Genomic DNA, 15,238 nt, shown 5'->3' with positions numbered 1-15,238 from the left:
TCGGCAAGAACGGACCCGCGCAGGCTGCGAGGGGCGCGCTGGATCCAGCTAGATCGCTAGAAGTCGCCGGTACCGAAGATCGCGGAGCTGATCGTCGGCGCGCCGGGGCCGCCGGCCAGCAGGCAGGTCCGCGCATCAGGCACGGGATTGGCCGATTCCCCGCGCAGCACCCGTACCGCCTCGACCGCGCAGCCGATCCCGTGCACGAAGCCCTGCGCAAAGTTGCCGCCCGAGGTGTTGACCGGCAGCTTGCCGCCCGGCGCGACCAGGTTGTCGAAACGGATCACTTCGGCGACGTTCTCGTAAGTGCAGAAGCCATGGTCGATCAGCGAGGCGACGCCCTGGGCGCTGAAATTCTCGTACAACTGGACCACGTCTATGTCCTGCGGGGTCAGGCCCGCCTGGCCATAGAGCCGCTCGCGGATCGCGCCGAAACCGGCGGTCGGATAAAGGTCCGCATCGTCGTTTTCGAGCAGGTCGCCCCACCCCTTCTGCGTGCCCTGCGCCACGGATAGCAGCTTGACCGGCGGTTTGCGCAGGTCCTTGGCCAGCTCGGACGAGACGAGGAGCAGCGCCCCGGCGCCGTCGTTTTCGCGGCTGCAATCGAACAGGCGGAAGGGTTCGGCGATCCACCGCGAGGTACGCGCTTGCGCGATATCGAACGGCTTGCCATAGGCGATCGCCTCGGGATTGCGGCTGCCGTGGAAGTAGTTGGCGCGGATCAGTTCCTCGCAGACCGACTGCGGAACGCCGTGGTATTCGAACAATCGCTGGGCGCGCATGGCGCAGATTTGCGCGGGTGCAACCAGCCCGGCGGAGACCATGTGGTCGTTGAGGTGGTGGGCCATGACCGCGGCGGAAAGGCGGCCGCTGCTGCCTTCGACCAGGGCGCGGAACACCACGACGGCGCGGGCCTGGCCGGTGAGGATCGCGGCAGAGGCGAGGCCGAAGGCCCCGGCCACCCCGCCGCCGCCGCCGCCCCAGACCTGGGCGGACCAGTTGAGTTCCTTTGTGCCGAGGTCGGGCATGAGGCGGACGGGTTCGTTCTTGTCATCGCCGTAGGAGACGAAACCGTCGATCAGCGCGGGGTCGAATCCGGCATCTTCGCAAGCATCCACAATGGTTTGGACCAGAACGCCGCGTTCCGGCAAGGGCGCGCTGCCGCGCTTGTACTGGCGGTAGCCGAGCCCGGCCACGGCAACTTTTCCGCGCGGGTCGATCATGCGCCAAGCCTCCAGCGAATGGCGGGAATCCGCGCCTCTCCGAACATGGTATGGTCAATCCGCCCGGTCACCGGCGCACCGATCCTGAGGCCGGTTTCATCGCCTTCGACCACGCCGATCAAACGCACCGAGAGGCCGTTCAAAGTGACCAAGGCGGTGCTGAACGGCAGCGGGAAGTGTTCAAGCCCGCCAAAGCGGTGGTGCGTGCGGGTATGGCTGAACACCTCGCCCGCAAGCTCGCGTTCCAGCCATTCGTGGTCCCACGAACCGCACATCCCGCAGCGCCACACCGCCGGCCAGTGCCAGGCCCCGCAGTGTGTGCAGCGCGGCAGCAGCAGCTTGCCCGCGAGCAACCCGTCCCAATAGGGCCCTTCCGCCCCGATCGGGCCGGTCGCCGTCTGATAGGTCGAATGGGACATCAGGCCGGGTCCCACTCCAGCGGCAAGGATTCGATCGCGATCACCGTGCCGATGCGAAAGCCGTGGCGCACGCCGGGCACGGCGCGGAAGGTGGGCACGCGCTTGAGCCATTCTTCCGCCAGGATACGCATTTCGGCGCGGGCCAGCGCGTGGCCCAGGCACAGGTGCGGCCCGGTGCTGAAATTGTAATGCGGCATGTCCGTGCGATCGATGTCGAAGCGGTCGGGATCGTCGAGCTTGGCCGGGTCACGCCCGCTTTGCCACAGCGCGCAGAGCACCATCTCGCCCGAGCGGAACGAGACGCCGTGCGCGTCGAAATCCTGCACCACCAGGCGCGGCGTGCCGATCACCCCGAACATCCGCAGCCCTTCCTCGGCAAAGCGCGGCATCAATTCGGGCTGCGCGGCCAGACGCGCCTGCAAGGCCGGATCGCCGGCGAGGTGTTGGAAGGTAAAGGCGGTGACATTGGTCACCGTGTCCATCCCGCCCAGGAACAGCACGAAGCACATCGCCAGGATCTCGTCCTGGCTGAGCTGGCGGCGACCGCCCATGTCGACGGTGAGGAAATGGGTGATCAGGTCATCGCCCGGCGTCTCGCGGCGATAGGCGATCAGTTCGTTGAAGATGCCGAAGATCTGCTGCGAACTGGCCTGGATCGCCTCGCTGGTGCGGGCCTTGAAATAGGTATCGGCGATGGCCCGGAATTCATGCAGCTTGTCCAGCGGCAGGCCCATCACTTCCATGAACACCGAGACCGGAAAGCGCGCCGCGACATCGTGGACGAAATCGCAGCTGCCCTTGTCCACGACGCTGGCGACGATATCCGCCGCCAGCGCGCGCATCCTGCCTTCCATTTCCGCCACCGCGCGGGGGCTGAACTTGGGCATCAGCACGTGGCGATAGGGCACGTTTTCGGGCGGATCGACGCTGAGCGGGATGAAGAACGGCGGATTTTCCACCCGCGGGATCTGCATTTCCCGCGCCGAGAACACCGCCGGGTTCTTGACCACTTCGGCGATCAGATCGTGGCGCTGGACCACCCAGTGCCCGCCGTTGCGCGGGCTCCAGAAGATGTCCGGCGCGCCCTTGAGCGCGGCGGAATAGGTCCCCTGCACGTCATCGCCGATGCGCGGATCGGCATAGATGTCGAAATCGAACACCTGTTCGGGGCGGACATGCGCGGGAATGACGGGGGCGAGGCTGGCCATGACGGTCCTTCTGCTCAACGAACCTTGGGAAGGGTGAGATGCGCGTCGCGGTATTCCTCACGCAGCGCGGGTTTGGAAATCTTGGCCGTGGCGAGGCGCGGCAGCGGTTCATCCCGCACGGCGACGTAACGCGGCACCTTGTAATCGGCGAGGCGGCGGTTGCAGTGCGCGATCAGCGCCGGAACATCGACCGGCTGCCGGGCATAGACCACCGCCAGCGGGGTTTCCTGGAAGCGGTCGTCATGCGCGGCGATCACCGCGACTTCCTCGATCCCCGGAAATTCCAGCACCGCGCGCTCGATCTCGGCAGCGGAAATGTTGAGGCCGCCCGACACGATGATGTCCTTCAGCCGGTCGATGAAAGTGATCAGCCCCAGCTCGTCGATCGTGCCGATATCGCCGCTGTGCAGCCAGCCATCGCGGATCGTTTCGGCGGTGGCCTGCGGGTTGTTCCAGTAACCCAGCATCATGCCGGGGCCGCGGATCAGGATTTCACCTTCCACACCGTGCGGCACGTCATTGCCCGCGCCGTCGACCACGCGGTGGTGGGTGAACATCCCGCCCCAGCCGACCTTTTCCGGGAACTGCCCGGCGAATTTCGCCGGCATCACCGTGGAATTGCCCCCGGCTTCGGTCTGGCCATAGGTCTGGCGGATGATCAGGCCCTTGGCCGCCCAGGTATCGAACAGCTTGCGCGTCACCCGCGCGCCGCCGGCCATGACCACCTTGATGTGCGACAGGTCGGCCTCGGCAAAGCCGGGGCATTCGGCGATCCGCTCGAAAAAGGCGGGCGCCCCGGCAAAGCTGACGATCGGTTCACTGGTCAGGATGTCGAGGAACCGCTGCGCCACGAACACCGGTTCGAGGTACAGCGTGCAGCCCAGCGCGGTGTAATGGACCACCTGCACCATGCCCGCCGAAGTCGCCAGCGGGGCAACAATGATCACCCCGCCGCCGTCGCGCATCGCGCCGTCTTCCATCGCGGAGGCCATGGCATAGTCCAGCATGGTGCGGTGCGAGAACATCACCCCCTTGGGTTTGGCGGTCGACCCGCTGGTCGAAATGATCACCACGCAGTTGTCGGGCGAAATATCGCGCACGGGGTGCGTCGCCCGGCTGTGGCGCAGCGCCGTGACCTCGTCGATTGCGTGAACGGGCACGCCGCAGTCCGCGAACTTTTCCGCCTGCGCGGCATCGGCAAAGATCAGCCGCGAGCCGTGGTCGGCGACGATTTCCGCCAGCTCGTGCGCGGTGAAGCGGGTGTTGAGCGGGGCCATGATCGCCCCGGCGCGCATCGCCGCAAAGGCCAGCACGACATATTCGATCGAATTGGCGGCGCAGGTGTTGATCCGGTCACCCGTTTCCACCCCGAGTTCGATCAGCCGGGCGGCCACCCGGTCGACCCAGGGGGTCAGCTCGGCATAGGTCAGCCGGTCCTCCCCCAGCACCAGCGCGGGGGTATCCGGGCGGCTTTTGGCCCACCATTGCAAGGCGCTGGGGATCGTCAGCATGGGCGCGCGCTCACTTTTCCAGCACGCCGTCGAGGATGTCGTAGTAAAGCGGGATCGTCGCTTCGAGCCCGGAATAGACCACCTCGTCGATTGCCCCGGTGCGCAGCCCGGCATGGCTGATTTCGGCCGCGTAGAAATCCTCGCCGCCGAACACGCCGATGATCATCTCGTAGCTTTTCCTGTAAAGTTCCGCGCCCTTGGGATTGTCGGGCGGACGGCGGGTGAGCATGAAATAGTCGACCGTGGTCTTGTCCGGCGCGGTCGGCATCAGGAACATCACCGAGATGTAATAGGGGCTGGTGACGATCACGCAGTTGGGGAACACGTTATAGGCGTGAGTGACCGAGGCGTGGATATTCTCGCCCGGAATGTCGAGGCAATCGGGCGTGAACTGCATCTTGCCCGAGATCTGCCGGATGTTGAGCCCGAGCCTATCGACCACGTTGGGCACGTCGGCAAACAGCGGGCCGACCGTGCGGGCGTGCAGCCGCTGGACGTGATAGCCTTCGAGGAAGGGTTCGAGCACCAGCTTCCAGTTGGCATTGAGGTGGAACTGCTTGTGCCCGTAAACGTGCAGATCGGGCAGCTCGAAGGCAGCGAAATCGGCGGCAAGCTGTTCGTCCACCCCGCTGAAATCAGGCTCGGCATGGCGGTCCAGCATCGCCCAGATGATCCCGCCGGCTTCGCGGCTGGGCAACTCGGCCAGGCCCCGCGCGCCCTTGTCTAGATTGACGAAGGTTTCGGGCCGCGCCGCACCGATCAGCTTGCCATCGGTGCCGAAGGTCCAGGCGTGATAGGGGCAGGTCAGGCGGTTGCCCTTGGCCACTTCGCAGCCGTCGAGCAGCTTGGCGCCCTTGTGGGTGCAGGCGTTGAGGAAAACGTGGGCCGCCCCGTCCTTGTCGCGGGTGACCAGCAGCGGCACGCCGTAGCCATCGTGGGCCACGCTGCTGCCGGGTTCGGCAATCCGGGCGGAAATGGTGATCGGCACGGCCTGGCGGCGGAACAGGCGTTCCTGCTCAAGCTGGAAGAACGCATCGCCGGTGAACATCGCGACCGGGCGGCGCGCCTCGATCGCGGGGACGTGGGCCTGGTCGTGCGGGGCGATGGCGCGGATCGCGCGCTGCTGGCTGGCGGTCAGCATGTCGATGGTCTGGAACAGCGGACGCTGGACCGGACTGGCGGCGGCGGTTGCGTTCATGGATTCGTTCCTTCTCCCGATGGCCCGAGCGTAACAGGCGGTTTATCTATTGCCAATAGATTTTATCAGCGCTGGCTGGGCGGGGTGGTGACCTCCAGTCCGTCGAGTTCGGGCGTGACCGTGATCTGGCACGACAGGCGCGAAGTGGGCCGGGGGTGGCGGGTATATTCCACCATCTCCGCCTCCATCGCGCTGGCGGGGGGCAGGCGCTCGACCCAGTCGGGCGCGACATAGACCTGGCAGGTGGCGCAGACCATCGAGCCGCCGCATTCGGCCTCGATCCCGGCGATGCCGGCGGCCTTGGCGCTTTCCATCAGCGATTGCCCGGCGCGCGCCTCGATCTCGGCCGCATTGCCCGCGTCATCGCGGAACACTATCCGTACCATCCATCCGCTCCTTTCCCTGTGCGTCACGGTTGCGCGCGCGTATTATCTATGTCAATTAGATAATGACCGCGAGGGATATGCGGCGCTGGAGAGGTGCATGGCTGATTACGATTACATCATCGCCGGGTCCGGCGCGGCGGGCTGCGTGCTGGCCTATCGCCTGTCGGAAGATCCGGCCAACCGCGTGCTGGTGCTGGAAGCCGGGCCGGCGGACCGCCATCCGCTGATCCACATGCCCAAGGGCATCGCCAAGGTGATGGCCGATCCCAGCCACATCTGGCCGCACGAGAGCCGCGCCGAAGCCAGCACCGCCAACAAGCCCGAGTACTGGGTGCGCGGCAAGGTGCTGGGCGGATCGACCTCGATCAACGGGATGATGTACGTGCGCGGGATGCCCGCCGATTTCGACGGGATCGCGGAACTGTCGAGCGAGGACTGGGGCTGGGAGCATATCGGCCAGGCCTATGCCGCGCTCGAGCATCACGAGCTGGGCGCGGCAGAAACGCGCGGCGGGGCCGGGCCGATCCGCATCACCCTGCCGACCCACCGCGACGCGCTCAGCGAGGCGCAGATTGCCGCCGGCCATGCGCTCGGCTGGGGCAGCAAGCTCGACATGAACGAGCCCGATGACGCAGTGGCGATCGGCTATGCCCCGCGCACGGTCTACAAGGGCAAGCGGCAAAGCGCGGCAACCGCCTTCCTGAAACCCGCGATGGCGCGCCCCAACCTGACCGTGCTGACCGGCGCCACGGTCGACAAGGTGCTGTTCGAGGGCAAGCGCGCCGTCGGCGTGCGGGCCATGGTAGACGGCCAGCCGCGCGAGATTGCCTGTGATGGCGAGGTGATCCTGTGCGGCGGGGCGCTGGCCAGTCCGGCGATCCTGGAGCGCTCTGGCGTGGGCGATCCGGCGCTGCTCGAACGCCTCGGCATTCCGCTGGTCCATGCCAATCCCCAGGTCGGCGAGAACCTGATCGAGCACCGCGCGATCCTGATCCAGAGCCGGCTGAAGGCGGACATCTCGCACAACAAGCAGTACGGCGGCTGGCGCGTGGTGAAGAACGCGCTCAAGTACTTCCTCGGCCTCGACGGGCTGATGTCGGCGGCGAGCTACGAAATCGTCGGCTGGCTCAAGACCGATCCGGGGCAGAACCGCCCCAACGCGCAGATCCTGGTCGCGCCGTTCAGCTTCAACATGGAAGATCGCACCCAGGTGGAAAAAGTGCCGGGGATGCACGTGACGGCCTATACCCTGCGGCCGACGTCGAAGGGCTCCATCCACATCTCGACGACCGATCCCGAGGCGGCGGCCAGCCTTTCGGCCAACCACCACGCCACCCAGCAGGACCGCGACGAAATGGTCGCGCTGGTCCGCGCGGTGCGGCGCTATCTGGCGACCGAGCCGCTCGCCTCGCTGATCGCCGAGGAGACCTCGCCCGGCCCGGCCTACCAGAGCGACGACGAGATCCTCGCCGCCTATGACCAGTTCGGGACCTGCGGCTATCATGCCGTGGGCAGCTGCCGCATGGGCAAGGACGAAGCCTCGGTGGTCGATCCGGCGCTGCGGGTGCGCGGGGTGGAGGGCCTGCGCGTGATGGACACCGCGATCATGCCGGTGATCCCGTCGGGCAACACCAACGGCCCGACCATGGCCATGGCCTGGCGTGCCGCCGACCTGATCCTGCGGGACCGGGCCGGCGGCTGATCCCGAGGGCTATTCGGCGGCCTTGGCCATCACGCTTTCGATCCCTTCGTAGAACTGCGGGATCGGCGCTTCCATGCCGCAGTAGATCACGTCCGGCACCGCGCCCGAAGCGAGGCCGCGGTGGCACAACTCGCTCGCCTTGAAGTCCTCGTTGCCGAACACGTCCTGGATGATCGCGAAGGACTTGGCGTAGAGTTCCTCGGCCTTGGGATTGTCCGGCGCGCCTTCGGTCAGCATGTAATAGTCGACCCGGCTGTGACCCTCGTCCACCGGCATGATCACCATGACGCTGGTGTAGTAGGGGCTGGTGATCACCACCGTGTTGGGGAACAGGTTGTAGGCGTGGGTGATGTAGCTGCGCACGTTGATGTCGGGATCATCCAGCACTTCCGGCGCATAGTTGCCCCGGCCCGAGGTCTGCCGGGTGTGCAGCCCGAACCGGTCCACGACGGAAACCACATCGGCGAACATGTCCATCCCCTGCGGCCCGATCGAGTTCACGTGCAGCCGCTGGACGTGGTAGCCTTCGAGGAACGGCTCCATCACCAGCTTCCAGTTGGCGTTCAGATCGAACCGGCGATGACCGTAAACGTGCCAGTCCGGCAGGCCGAGATGCTCGAAATCGCTGGCGATCTGATCGTCGAGGATCGACCAGTCGGCTTCGGCTTTGGGATCGAGGACGCCCCAGATCAGCCCGCCGCTTTCCCGGCACGGCAGGCGGGTCAGCGGGCGCGTGCCCTTGTCGAAATCGGCGTAGGTTTCCTCGCGCGGGACGCCGATCAGGCGGCCGTCGAGGCCGAAGGTCCAGGCGTGGTAGGGGCAGGAAATCGTGCTCCACTTCTTGACCACGCAGTCCTCGATCAGGGCCGCGCCCTTGTGGGTGCAGGCGTTGAGGAACAGGTGGACCTGGCCCTTCTTGTCGCGGCTGATCAGCAGCGGAATGCCATAACCATCGTGCGCCACGACCATGCCCGGATCGGGCAGCCGGGCGGACGGCGCGACCACCACCGGCTTGGCGCGAAAGATCTGCGCCTTTTCCATCTGCCAGTAATCGCCCGACAGGAAGATATCGACCGGGCGGCGCTCCAGCATGCGCGGCGGCTTGGCCTGGTCATGGCGCGGAATGCGGCGAATCGCGTCGATCTGGCTCTCGCTCAGGGCGCTGAGCGGAATGCCATAGCGGCGGCGCGGCTGGTCTTGCGAATCGGTCATGCGGACGGTCCTTTCCCTGCGGGACGGGTTCCGCCCGGCCCTGGCAGCTTTATCTAATAGTGATAGATAAAGGCCCGTCCTTGACCGTGATCAAATCGCCCCGGCGCCGGTTCAGCCGTCCAGCCGGCCGCGCCGCGCGAGGTGGAAATTCTCGCTGCCGAAGCTGCGTTCGATCACCGTGGCGCGCTTGAAATAGTGCCCGATCGCCAGTTCATCGGTCATGCCCATGCCGCCGTGCAGCTGCACCGCGTTCTGGCCGATGAAGCGGCAGGCCTGCGCCGTGGTGATCCGGGCAGCCGAAGCCGCACGGGCCCGCGCCGCGCTATCGCCGTCCAGCGACTGGCAGGCGAGCAGCGCGGCCGAACGGACCAGTTCCAGCTGCAGGTGCATGTCGACCATGCGGTGCTGCAGCGCCTGGAACGAGCCGATCTTCTGCCCGAACTGTTCGCGCTGCCGGGCATAGGCAACCGTATCGTCGACCAGCCGTTCAAGCAGCCCGCTGGCTTCGGCGCTGGCGGCGGCAACCGCGCGGTCGCGCCATTCGTCCAGCAGCGCCAACGCGCCACCTTCCGGCCCGATCAGGGCATCCGCGCCGACCTGCACCCCGGCAAAGGTCACGTCGGCGGCGCGCCGTTCGTCCAGCATGCGGTATTCGTGCAGCGTCAGCCCGCTGGCATCCACCGGGACCACGAATAGCGACAGGCCCTGCGCATCGCCCGCCGCGCCCCCGGTCCGCACCGGCACCAGCAAATGGGTGGCCCAGGGGGCGGCAACCACCACCTGCTTTTCGCCGGTCAGCGTCCATCCGTCCGCGTTGCGCATCGCCGGCATGGCGATGGCCGCCAGATCATCGCGCAGCCCCGCTTCGCCCAGCGCCATGGCCAGCCGCACATCGCCCGCGATCACCTCGGCCGCCAGCGCCTGCGCCGCCGCGCCGCCATGGCCAAGCAGCGGAGCGCACTGGAACAGCGTTTCCGCCAGCGGTTCGGGCAGCAGCGCGCGCCCTGCCGCTTCCATCACCACCAGCTGGTCAAATCCGCCGCCGAATCCGCCCAGCGTTTCGGGCAGGCCCACGCCCAGCACGCCCAGGTCCTGCGCCAGCCGCTGCCACAGCTCGGGCCGCCAGCCCGGTTCGCCGCGCAGGGTGGCGGTGCGGGCCGCCAGATCATTGGCCTGGGCCAGCAGGCGGTCGAGCCCGCTGCGCAATTGCTGCTGTTCTTCGCCCGCTTCGAATTGCATAACCCGTCCCATCGGTGTGTTTGACCTCTTTATCTAATGCTATAAGATAAACTGCGTGGCAATCAAAGGGAGGGCGTGATGGATCTGGCATGGAGTGACGAGGATCGCCGCTTTGCGCAAGAGGTGCGTGCGTTTCTCGATACGGAACTGACTGACGAGCTGCGGGCCGCCGGGCAGTGGATGACCAGTGTCTATGCCGATCACGAAGCCGGGATGGAATGGCAGCGGCGGCTGCACGCGCGCGGCTGGGCGGCAATCAACTGGCCCAAGGCGCACGGCGGGGCGCAGCTCAGCGTGACCCAGCGGTTCATCTTCGCGCGCGAATGCGCGCTGGCCGGGGCGCCGCCGCTTTCGCCGATGGGCATTGCGATGTGCGGCCCGGCGCTGATCGGGCACGGCAGCGCAGAACAAAAGGCCCATTACCTGCCCCGCATCCTGACGGGTGAGCATTTCTGGTGCCAGGGCTACAGCGAACCCCATGCCGGATCGGACCTGGCCCCGCTGAAGATGAAGGCGGTGCGCGACGGCGATCACCTGGTCTGCACCGGCACCAAGATCTGGACCACCCACGCCAATGTCGCCAACTGGATCTTCTGCCTGGTCCGCACCGGGCAGTATGACCGCCCGCAGCTGGGCATCACTTTCCTGCTGATCCCGATGGACAGTCCCGGCGTCACCGTGCGTCCGATCGTGATGACATCGGGCGAGCATATCCAGAACCAGATCTTCTTCGACGAAGTGCGCGTGCCGCTCGCCAATGTGGTGGGCGAAATCGACCAGGGCTGGACCGTGGCCAAGTACCTGCTGGAATTCGAACGCGGCGGCAGCGCCTATGCCCCGGGGCTGCAGGTCCGGCTGGCCCGGATCCGCGAGATTGCCAGGAAAAGCGGGCTGCTGGACGACCCGCTGTTCGCCGCGCAGGTGGCCGCAGCCCAGGTCAGGGTCGACGTGCTCGAAGTCTATGAACTGCGCGCGCTGACCGCTGCCGCGCGCGGTGGGCGTCCGGGGCTGAGCGGGTCGGTGATGAAGATCCTGGGGACCGAGCTCAGCCAGCACCTGACCGAACTGGCGCTCGAAGCGGCCGGTCCCTATGGCCTGGCGTTCCAGCCAGAAGCCGGGGCGGCGGGCGGGCCCAACCTGATCCCGCACACGCCGGGCCTGCGCGGAACGCGCGAAGCGGCGATTGCCCCGCTCAAGTACTTGAACGACCGGGCCGGCTCAATCTATGCCGGTTCGAACGAAATCCAGCGCAACATCATTGCCAAGGCCCAGTTGGGCCTGTGACAGTCTAGGGGAACCACAGTGCCGGCAACCAGGCAGCAACGCACCCGCGCGGGCCGGCCGCTCAAGCCGCTGATCACGCGCGAAGCCGCCGTGGCCGCGGCGATGGCCGTGATCGACCGCGACGGGCTGGAAGCGCTGAGCGTGCAATCGGTGGCGCGGGCGATGAAGGTGTCGGCCCCGTCGCTCTACTATCATTTCAAGGACAAGGACGAGCTGCTGCAACTGGTCGCGCGCGAGCTGCTGCGCCAGATCGGCAAGAGCACCAGCCCCGAGGCGAGCTGGGAAGAACGGATGATCGGCCTGTCGGTCGCCACGCTGCGGGTGATCCTGGAACATGCCAATGCCGCGCCGCTGATGCTGCGCTTCTTCCCGCGTTCGCTGATGCTCTCGGCCTATGAAAACTCGCTGGTCGACACGCCCTATGCGGCGGAACACCAGATGGTGGTGGTCGAAGCGATCGAGAAGCTGACCTACGGCACCGCGCTGTTCGCGGCGGCGGCGGAAACCTATCACCTGCCGGCGATGCCGGCCTTCGACGTGGAACGCTATCCGCGCCTGGCCAAGGCGCTGCAGGCCGGACCGCAAGACCAGCTGGCGATGTTCGAGGAATCGCTGCGCGCACTGCTCGACGGGTTCAAGACGCGCTACGGCTGAACGGCAAGGTCGCCCCACCCCTTGCGTCATCCCGGGCTTGACCCGGGATCCAGCTGTTCTTCAGCGACGCTGCCCTTCCCCGAACGGCCGAGCAGGCAGCTGGCCCCCGGATCAAGTCCGGGGTGACGAGGTATTCTTGCAGGCCGCATCGCACGTTCAATGAAACGCTGCGCGCCACGGCGAGGTAACGCCGGTCAGGCCAGCGTGACGTAGATTTCCGCCTCGATCACCCAGTCGCCGCTGGCCGACTGGCGCCACTTGGCCGAATAGTCACCCGCGGCGATTACCTCTCCGCTGGCGCTGGAGGTGCCGTGCCACTTGCCCTGTTCCAGCGCGATCGGCTCCACCGCCGATACGGTGATGCTGTCCGGAATGCGCGCATAGATCAGGCGCGGGCTGGCGGCGAAATCGCGCTTCCACACCTGCAGCTGCGCCTTGCGGCCGGAAAGCACCGCGCTGTCGGTGCCCGTGACCAGCACCGCGCCCGGCGCCAGCAGCGGGCCGATCGCGGCGAGGTCAGCCTCGGCCAGCGCGCGGTTGAATGCGGCGCGGCGCAGGCGGATGGCAAGATCGGGTGACGTGGTCATGGCCGCTCATGGCCAGAGCGGGGCCGGGGCGTCAATGCCCCCGGCGTCCGAACAAGAAAGGGGCGCGGACGGCCTCGCCATCCGCGCCCTTGCATGGGGTGGGTGATCAGAACTTGAAGCCGACCTCGACGAACACTTCGCGCGGGTTCTCGACGAAGGCCGACATGTCGGCCAGCACGCCGGTCCCGGCGGTGCCGGTGCCCGTGCCGCCGGCGAAGGGAATGTCGTTGGCGGCGGTCACGACCAGCTTGTTGGTCAGGTTGCGGCCGATCAGCGACACGCTCCAGCGATCGTCCGGGCCCTTCAGGCGCAGCGCGGCGTCGAACTTGGTGAAGGCCGCCTGGACCGCATCGGGCCGCAGCGTATCGGTGAAGTTGTAGCGCGACGTGTGGGTCATGTCGCCCGACAGGGTCAGGCTCATGCCGTTGTCGGCCAGCGGCATTTCATAGGCAAAGCCCAGCGCGCCGCCGAACCGGGGCGCCTTGGGCGGGGTGCGGCCGCTGTAGTCCTGGCTGGTGAAGGCGCCGCTGGCCGCTTTCAGCAGGTTGCAGCCCGCCGCCACGGTCTGCCCGCCATAGCACTGGCCGACATAGCCGTGGTAGGTCGCCTTGTTATAGGCCGCCGCGCCGTGGAAGCTGAGGCCCGAGAGGCCCGGCACCTTCAGCGTGAAGTCCGCTTCGACCCCCTGGGTGCGCAGCTTGCCGGCGTTGGCCACGACCTGGCCGATCGTCACCGGATCGAAGTTCTGCACCTGCAGGCCGATGTAGTCATAGAGATAGGCCGTGGCGTTGAACGCCAGCGCGCCATCCAGCAGGATCGAGCGCAGCCCCACTTCGCCGCCCTTGGCCTCTTCCGAGCCATAGTGCGCGGCGGCGACCGTCGCGGCGGCGGTCAGCGTCTGCGAGATGTTGAACCCGCCCGACTTGAAGCCCTGCTTGTAGGCGGCATAGACCGTCAGGTCGCGCGACGGCTTGTAGCGCAGCGTGACTTCGGGCGAGAGGTTGGTGTCGCGGAAACGGTCCTGCAGGCGCATGTTGCCCGGGAAGGCGGCGGCGAAGGCGAGGTGCCCCGGCAGCGACTGCTGGAACGAATTGCGCGATTCCACGCTGTAACGCGCGCCGCCCGACAGTTCGAGCTGCTCGGTCACCGCGGCGGTCAGCTGGAGGAAGGCCGACATCGAATCCGAGCTGAAGCCGTTGTCGCGCTTGAAAGTGGTATAGGTGTTGGTCACCGGGCTGATCGGCACCGGGAAGATGTAGGCATCCGTGTTGAACACGAACTTGCCGTGCGAATAGAACACCCCGAACAGCGCATTCAGCGCGCCGTCGAACTTGGTCTGGAAGCGCAGTTCCTCGCCGAACTGGCGGTAATCGGCCAGCTGGCTGAAGGTTGCCGGATAGGCTTCGCCCGAGACGTTGTTGAGGTCGTTCTGCTTGAAGCGGTAGTACGAGGTGATCGAGTTGACGTCCATCACGTCGCTCGTCAGCTTGGCGTTGAGCACCGCGAAGCCCGACTTCAGCCGCGAATACATGTGCCCATCGCCGGCATAGCGGTAATTGGCAGCGGCGACCGCCGTGGGGATGGTCGAGCTGTCCGAGCGGCCATCGATCTTGCAGTCCGCGTTCGGGCTGGGCGGAATGCCGTTGGCAGTAAAGGGCACGAGCCGTCCGCCGCCGCAGATCCGTTCGAGCGAGTCGGTCGGGCCGCCGTCCTTCTGGTCGGTGTAGCCGGTCTTGAGCACGAAGCTGAGGCTGTCGGTCGGCGACCAGTCAAGCGTCACGCGGCCGCTCAGCGTGCGCCCGCCGCCGCGCCGGTCGGAATTGCGCTGGCGGGTCATGCCGAGCGGATCGGTATAGCTGGGGGCGGCGGTGTTGGTGAAGGCGCCGTCGCTGTCCGACACGCGGAACGCAAGGCGCGCCTTGAGCGTGTCGCCGAGCGGGCCGGAAATGTAGCCATCGGCATACTTGTCGCGCGCTTCGAAGCCATAGCCGCCGCGCAGGCCGGCCTCGAACTGGTCGGTGGGGTTGTTGGTCGACACGCTGATCAGGCCGCCGGTGGTGTTCTTGCCGAAGAACAGCGCCTGCGGGCCTTTCAGCACTTCGACGCGCTGGACGTCATACTGGCTCAGGCCGATTTCGCGCCCCCGGCTCATCGGCATGCCATCGACCACGAACGAGACCGACTGGTCGAACCCGGCGCTGAGCGCGGTCGAGCCGACCCCGCGCAGGAAGATGCTGGCCGAGGAACCCGACGCCGCCTTGCCCGCGATCATGGTCGGCACCTGGGTGGCGATGTCGGAAAAGCGGGTGATCGCCTTGTCTTCCAGCTGCGCCCCGCCAATCGCGGTGATCGCAACCGGCGCATCGACCAGGCGTTCGTCCTTGCGGCGGGCGCTGACGATGATCTCGGCCTGGTTGTCGGCAGTGACCTCGTCCGCCGGCGCCGCCTCGGCCCAGGCCGTGACCGGCGTGAACAGCGAAGTGGACAGGGCGAAAGCGGCAATCTTCAGGCGCAGCGACATATATCCCTCCCGGTTCCGGCCGTGCTCCGGCCGCTCGGCGCCGGCCGCATCGCGCGGTCCGGTCACCATGATCCTCTTGTGCCGCGATGTTCCC

At 66.8% G+C, this 15,238-nt stretch carries 13 protein-coding genes; 3 read left to right on the top strand and 10 right to left on the bottom strand.

Features of this window, described 5'->3' with window-relative positions; genetic code table 11:
• Nucleotides 1-56: 56 nt before the first annotated feature.
• From ACE3N9_RS11465 to ACE3N9_RS11440, 6 genes are all read right to left on the bottom strand, one after another.
• Nucleotides 57-1,223 (bottom strand): transporter, encoded by a 1,167-nt coding sequence (locus tag ACE3N9_RS11465; RefSeq protein ID WP_374283860.1) that lies wholly within the window; start codon nucleotides 1,221-1,223, stop codon nucleotides 57-59.
• Nucleotides 1,220-1,642 (bottom strand): Zn-ribbon domain-containing OB-fold protein, encoded by a 423-nt coding sequence (locus tag ACE3N9_RS11460; RefSeq protein ID WP_374283859.1) that lies wholly within the window; start codon nucleotides 1,640-1,642, stop codon nucleotides 1,220-1,222. Before ACE3N9_RS11460 ends, ACE3N9_RS11465 begins: the two co-directional genes overlap by 4 nt.
• Nucleotides 1,642-2,850: a cytochrome P450 gene (locus ACE3N9_RS11455; protein WP_374283858.1), complete on the bottom strand. Its 1,209-nt coding sequence runs from the start codon at nucleotides 2,848-2,850 to the stop codon at nucleotides 1,642-1,644. Before ACE3N9_RS11455 ends, ACE3N9_RS11460 begins: the two co-directional genes overlap by 1 nt.
• Nucleotides 2,851-2,864: 14 nt before the next feature.
• Entirely contained in the window at nucleotides 2,865-4,361 is a 1,497-nt protein-coding gene (locus ACE3N9_RS11450) for a class I adenylate-forming enzyme family protein (RefSeq protein ID WP_374283857.1), read from the bottom strand.
• 10 nt (nucleotides 4,362-4,371) lie between these two features.
• Complete coding sequence (locus tag ACE3N9_RS11445; protein WP_374283856.1) at nucleotides 4,372-5,559, bottom strand: aromatic ring-hydroxylating dioxygenase subunit alpha; 1,188 nt, start codon at nucleotides 5,557-5,559, stop codon at nucleotides 4,372-4,374.
• Nucleotides 5,560-5,624: 65 nt separating this feature from the next.
• Nucleotides 5,625-5,945, bottom strand: a complete 321-nt coding sequence (locus ACE3N9_RS11440; protein ID WP_374283855.1) for a 2Fe-2S iron-sulfur cluster-binding protein — start codon at nucleotides 5,943-5,945, stop codon at nucleotides 5,625-5,627.
• Nucleotides 5,946-6,042: 97 nt separating this feature from the next.
• Here ACE3N9_RS11440 and ACE3N9_RS11435 point away from each other — a divergent pair, with 97 nt between their 5' ends.
• Nucleotides 6,043-7,647, top strand: a complete 1,605-nt coding sequence (locus tag ACE3N9_RS11435) for a GMC family oxidoreductase (protein ID WP_374283854.1) — start codon at nucleotides 6,043-6,045, stop codon at nucleotides 7,645-7,647.
• 9 nt (nucleotides 7,648-7,656) lie between these two features.
• Here the strand turns inward: ACE3N9_RS11435 and ACE3N9_RS11430 are convergent, their stop codons facing one another.
• Together ACE3N9_RS11430 and ACE3N9_RS11425 are read right to left on the bottom strand one after the other, a co-directional pair.
• Nucleotides 7,657-8,859 carry an aromatic ring-hydroxylating dioxygenase subunit alpha gene (locus ACE3N9_RS11430; protein ID WP_374283853.1) on the bottom strand — a complete coding sequence of 401 codons (1,203 nt, stop codon included), beginning with the start codon at nucleotides 8,857-8,859 and terminating at the stop codon, nucleotides 7,657-7,659.
• 111 nt (nucleotides 8,860-8,970) lie between these two features.
• Complete coding sequence (locus ACE3N9_RS11425) at nucleotides 8,971-10,098, bottom strand: acyl-CoA dehydrogenase family protein (RefSeq protein ID WP_374283852.1); 1,128 nt, start codon at nucleotides 10,096-10,098, stop codon at nucleotides 8,971-8,973.
• A gap of 78 nt (nucleotides 10,099-10,176) precedes the next feature.
• On the opposite strand from ACE3N9_RS11425, the gene ACE3N9_RS11420 reads away from it, so the two are divergent.
• Together ACE3N9_RS11420 and ACE3N9_RS11415 are read left to right on the top strand one after the other, a co-directional pair.
• Entirely contained in the window at nucleotides 10,177-11,382 is a 1,206-nt protein-coding gene (locus tag ACE3N9_RS11420; RefSeq protein WP_374283851.1) for an acyl-CoA dehydrogenase family protein, read from the top strand.
• An 18-nt stretch (nucleotides 11,383-11,400) separates the two neighbouring features.
• Nucleotides 11,401-12,036, top strand: a complete 636-nt coding sequence (locus ACE3N9_RS11415) for a TetR/AcrR family transcriptional regulator (RefSeq protein WP_374283850.1) — start codon at nucleotides 11,401-11,403, stop codon at nucleotides 12,034-12,036.
• A gap of 194 nt (nucleotides 12,037-12,230) precedes the next feature.
• Here ACE3N9_RS11415 and ACE3N9_RS11410 read toward each other — a convergent pair whose 3' ends face one another.
• Nucleotides 12,231-12,623 carry a DUF4440 domain-containing protein gene (locus ACE3N9_RS11410; protein WP_374283849.1) on the bottom strand — a complete coding sequence of 131 codons (393 nt, stop codon included), beginning with the start codon at nucleotides 12,621-12,623 and terminating at the stop codon, nucleotides 12,231-12,233.
• 106 nt (nucleotides 12,624-12,729) lie between these two features.
• The gene (locus ACE3N9_RS11405) at nucleotides 12,730-15,144 is read right to left on the bottom strand and encodes a TonB-dependent receptor (protein ID WP_374283848.1); all 2,415 of its coding nucleotides are present in this window, start codon (nucleotides 15,142-15,144) and stop codon (nucleotides 12,730-12,732) included.
• Between the last annotated feature and the right edge of the window lie 94 nt (nucleotides 15,145-15,238).

Origin of the sequence: Novosphingobium sp., assembly GCF_041905565.1 — a bacterium.
In the GTDB taxonomy this organism is placed as follows: domain Bacteria; phylum Pseudomonadota; class Alphaproteobacteria; order Sphingomonadales; family Sphingomonadaceae; genus Novosphingobium.
Note: the sequence above shows the minus strand (reverse complement) of the source record. Positions and strands in the feature narration are given on the sequence as shown.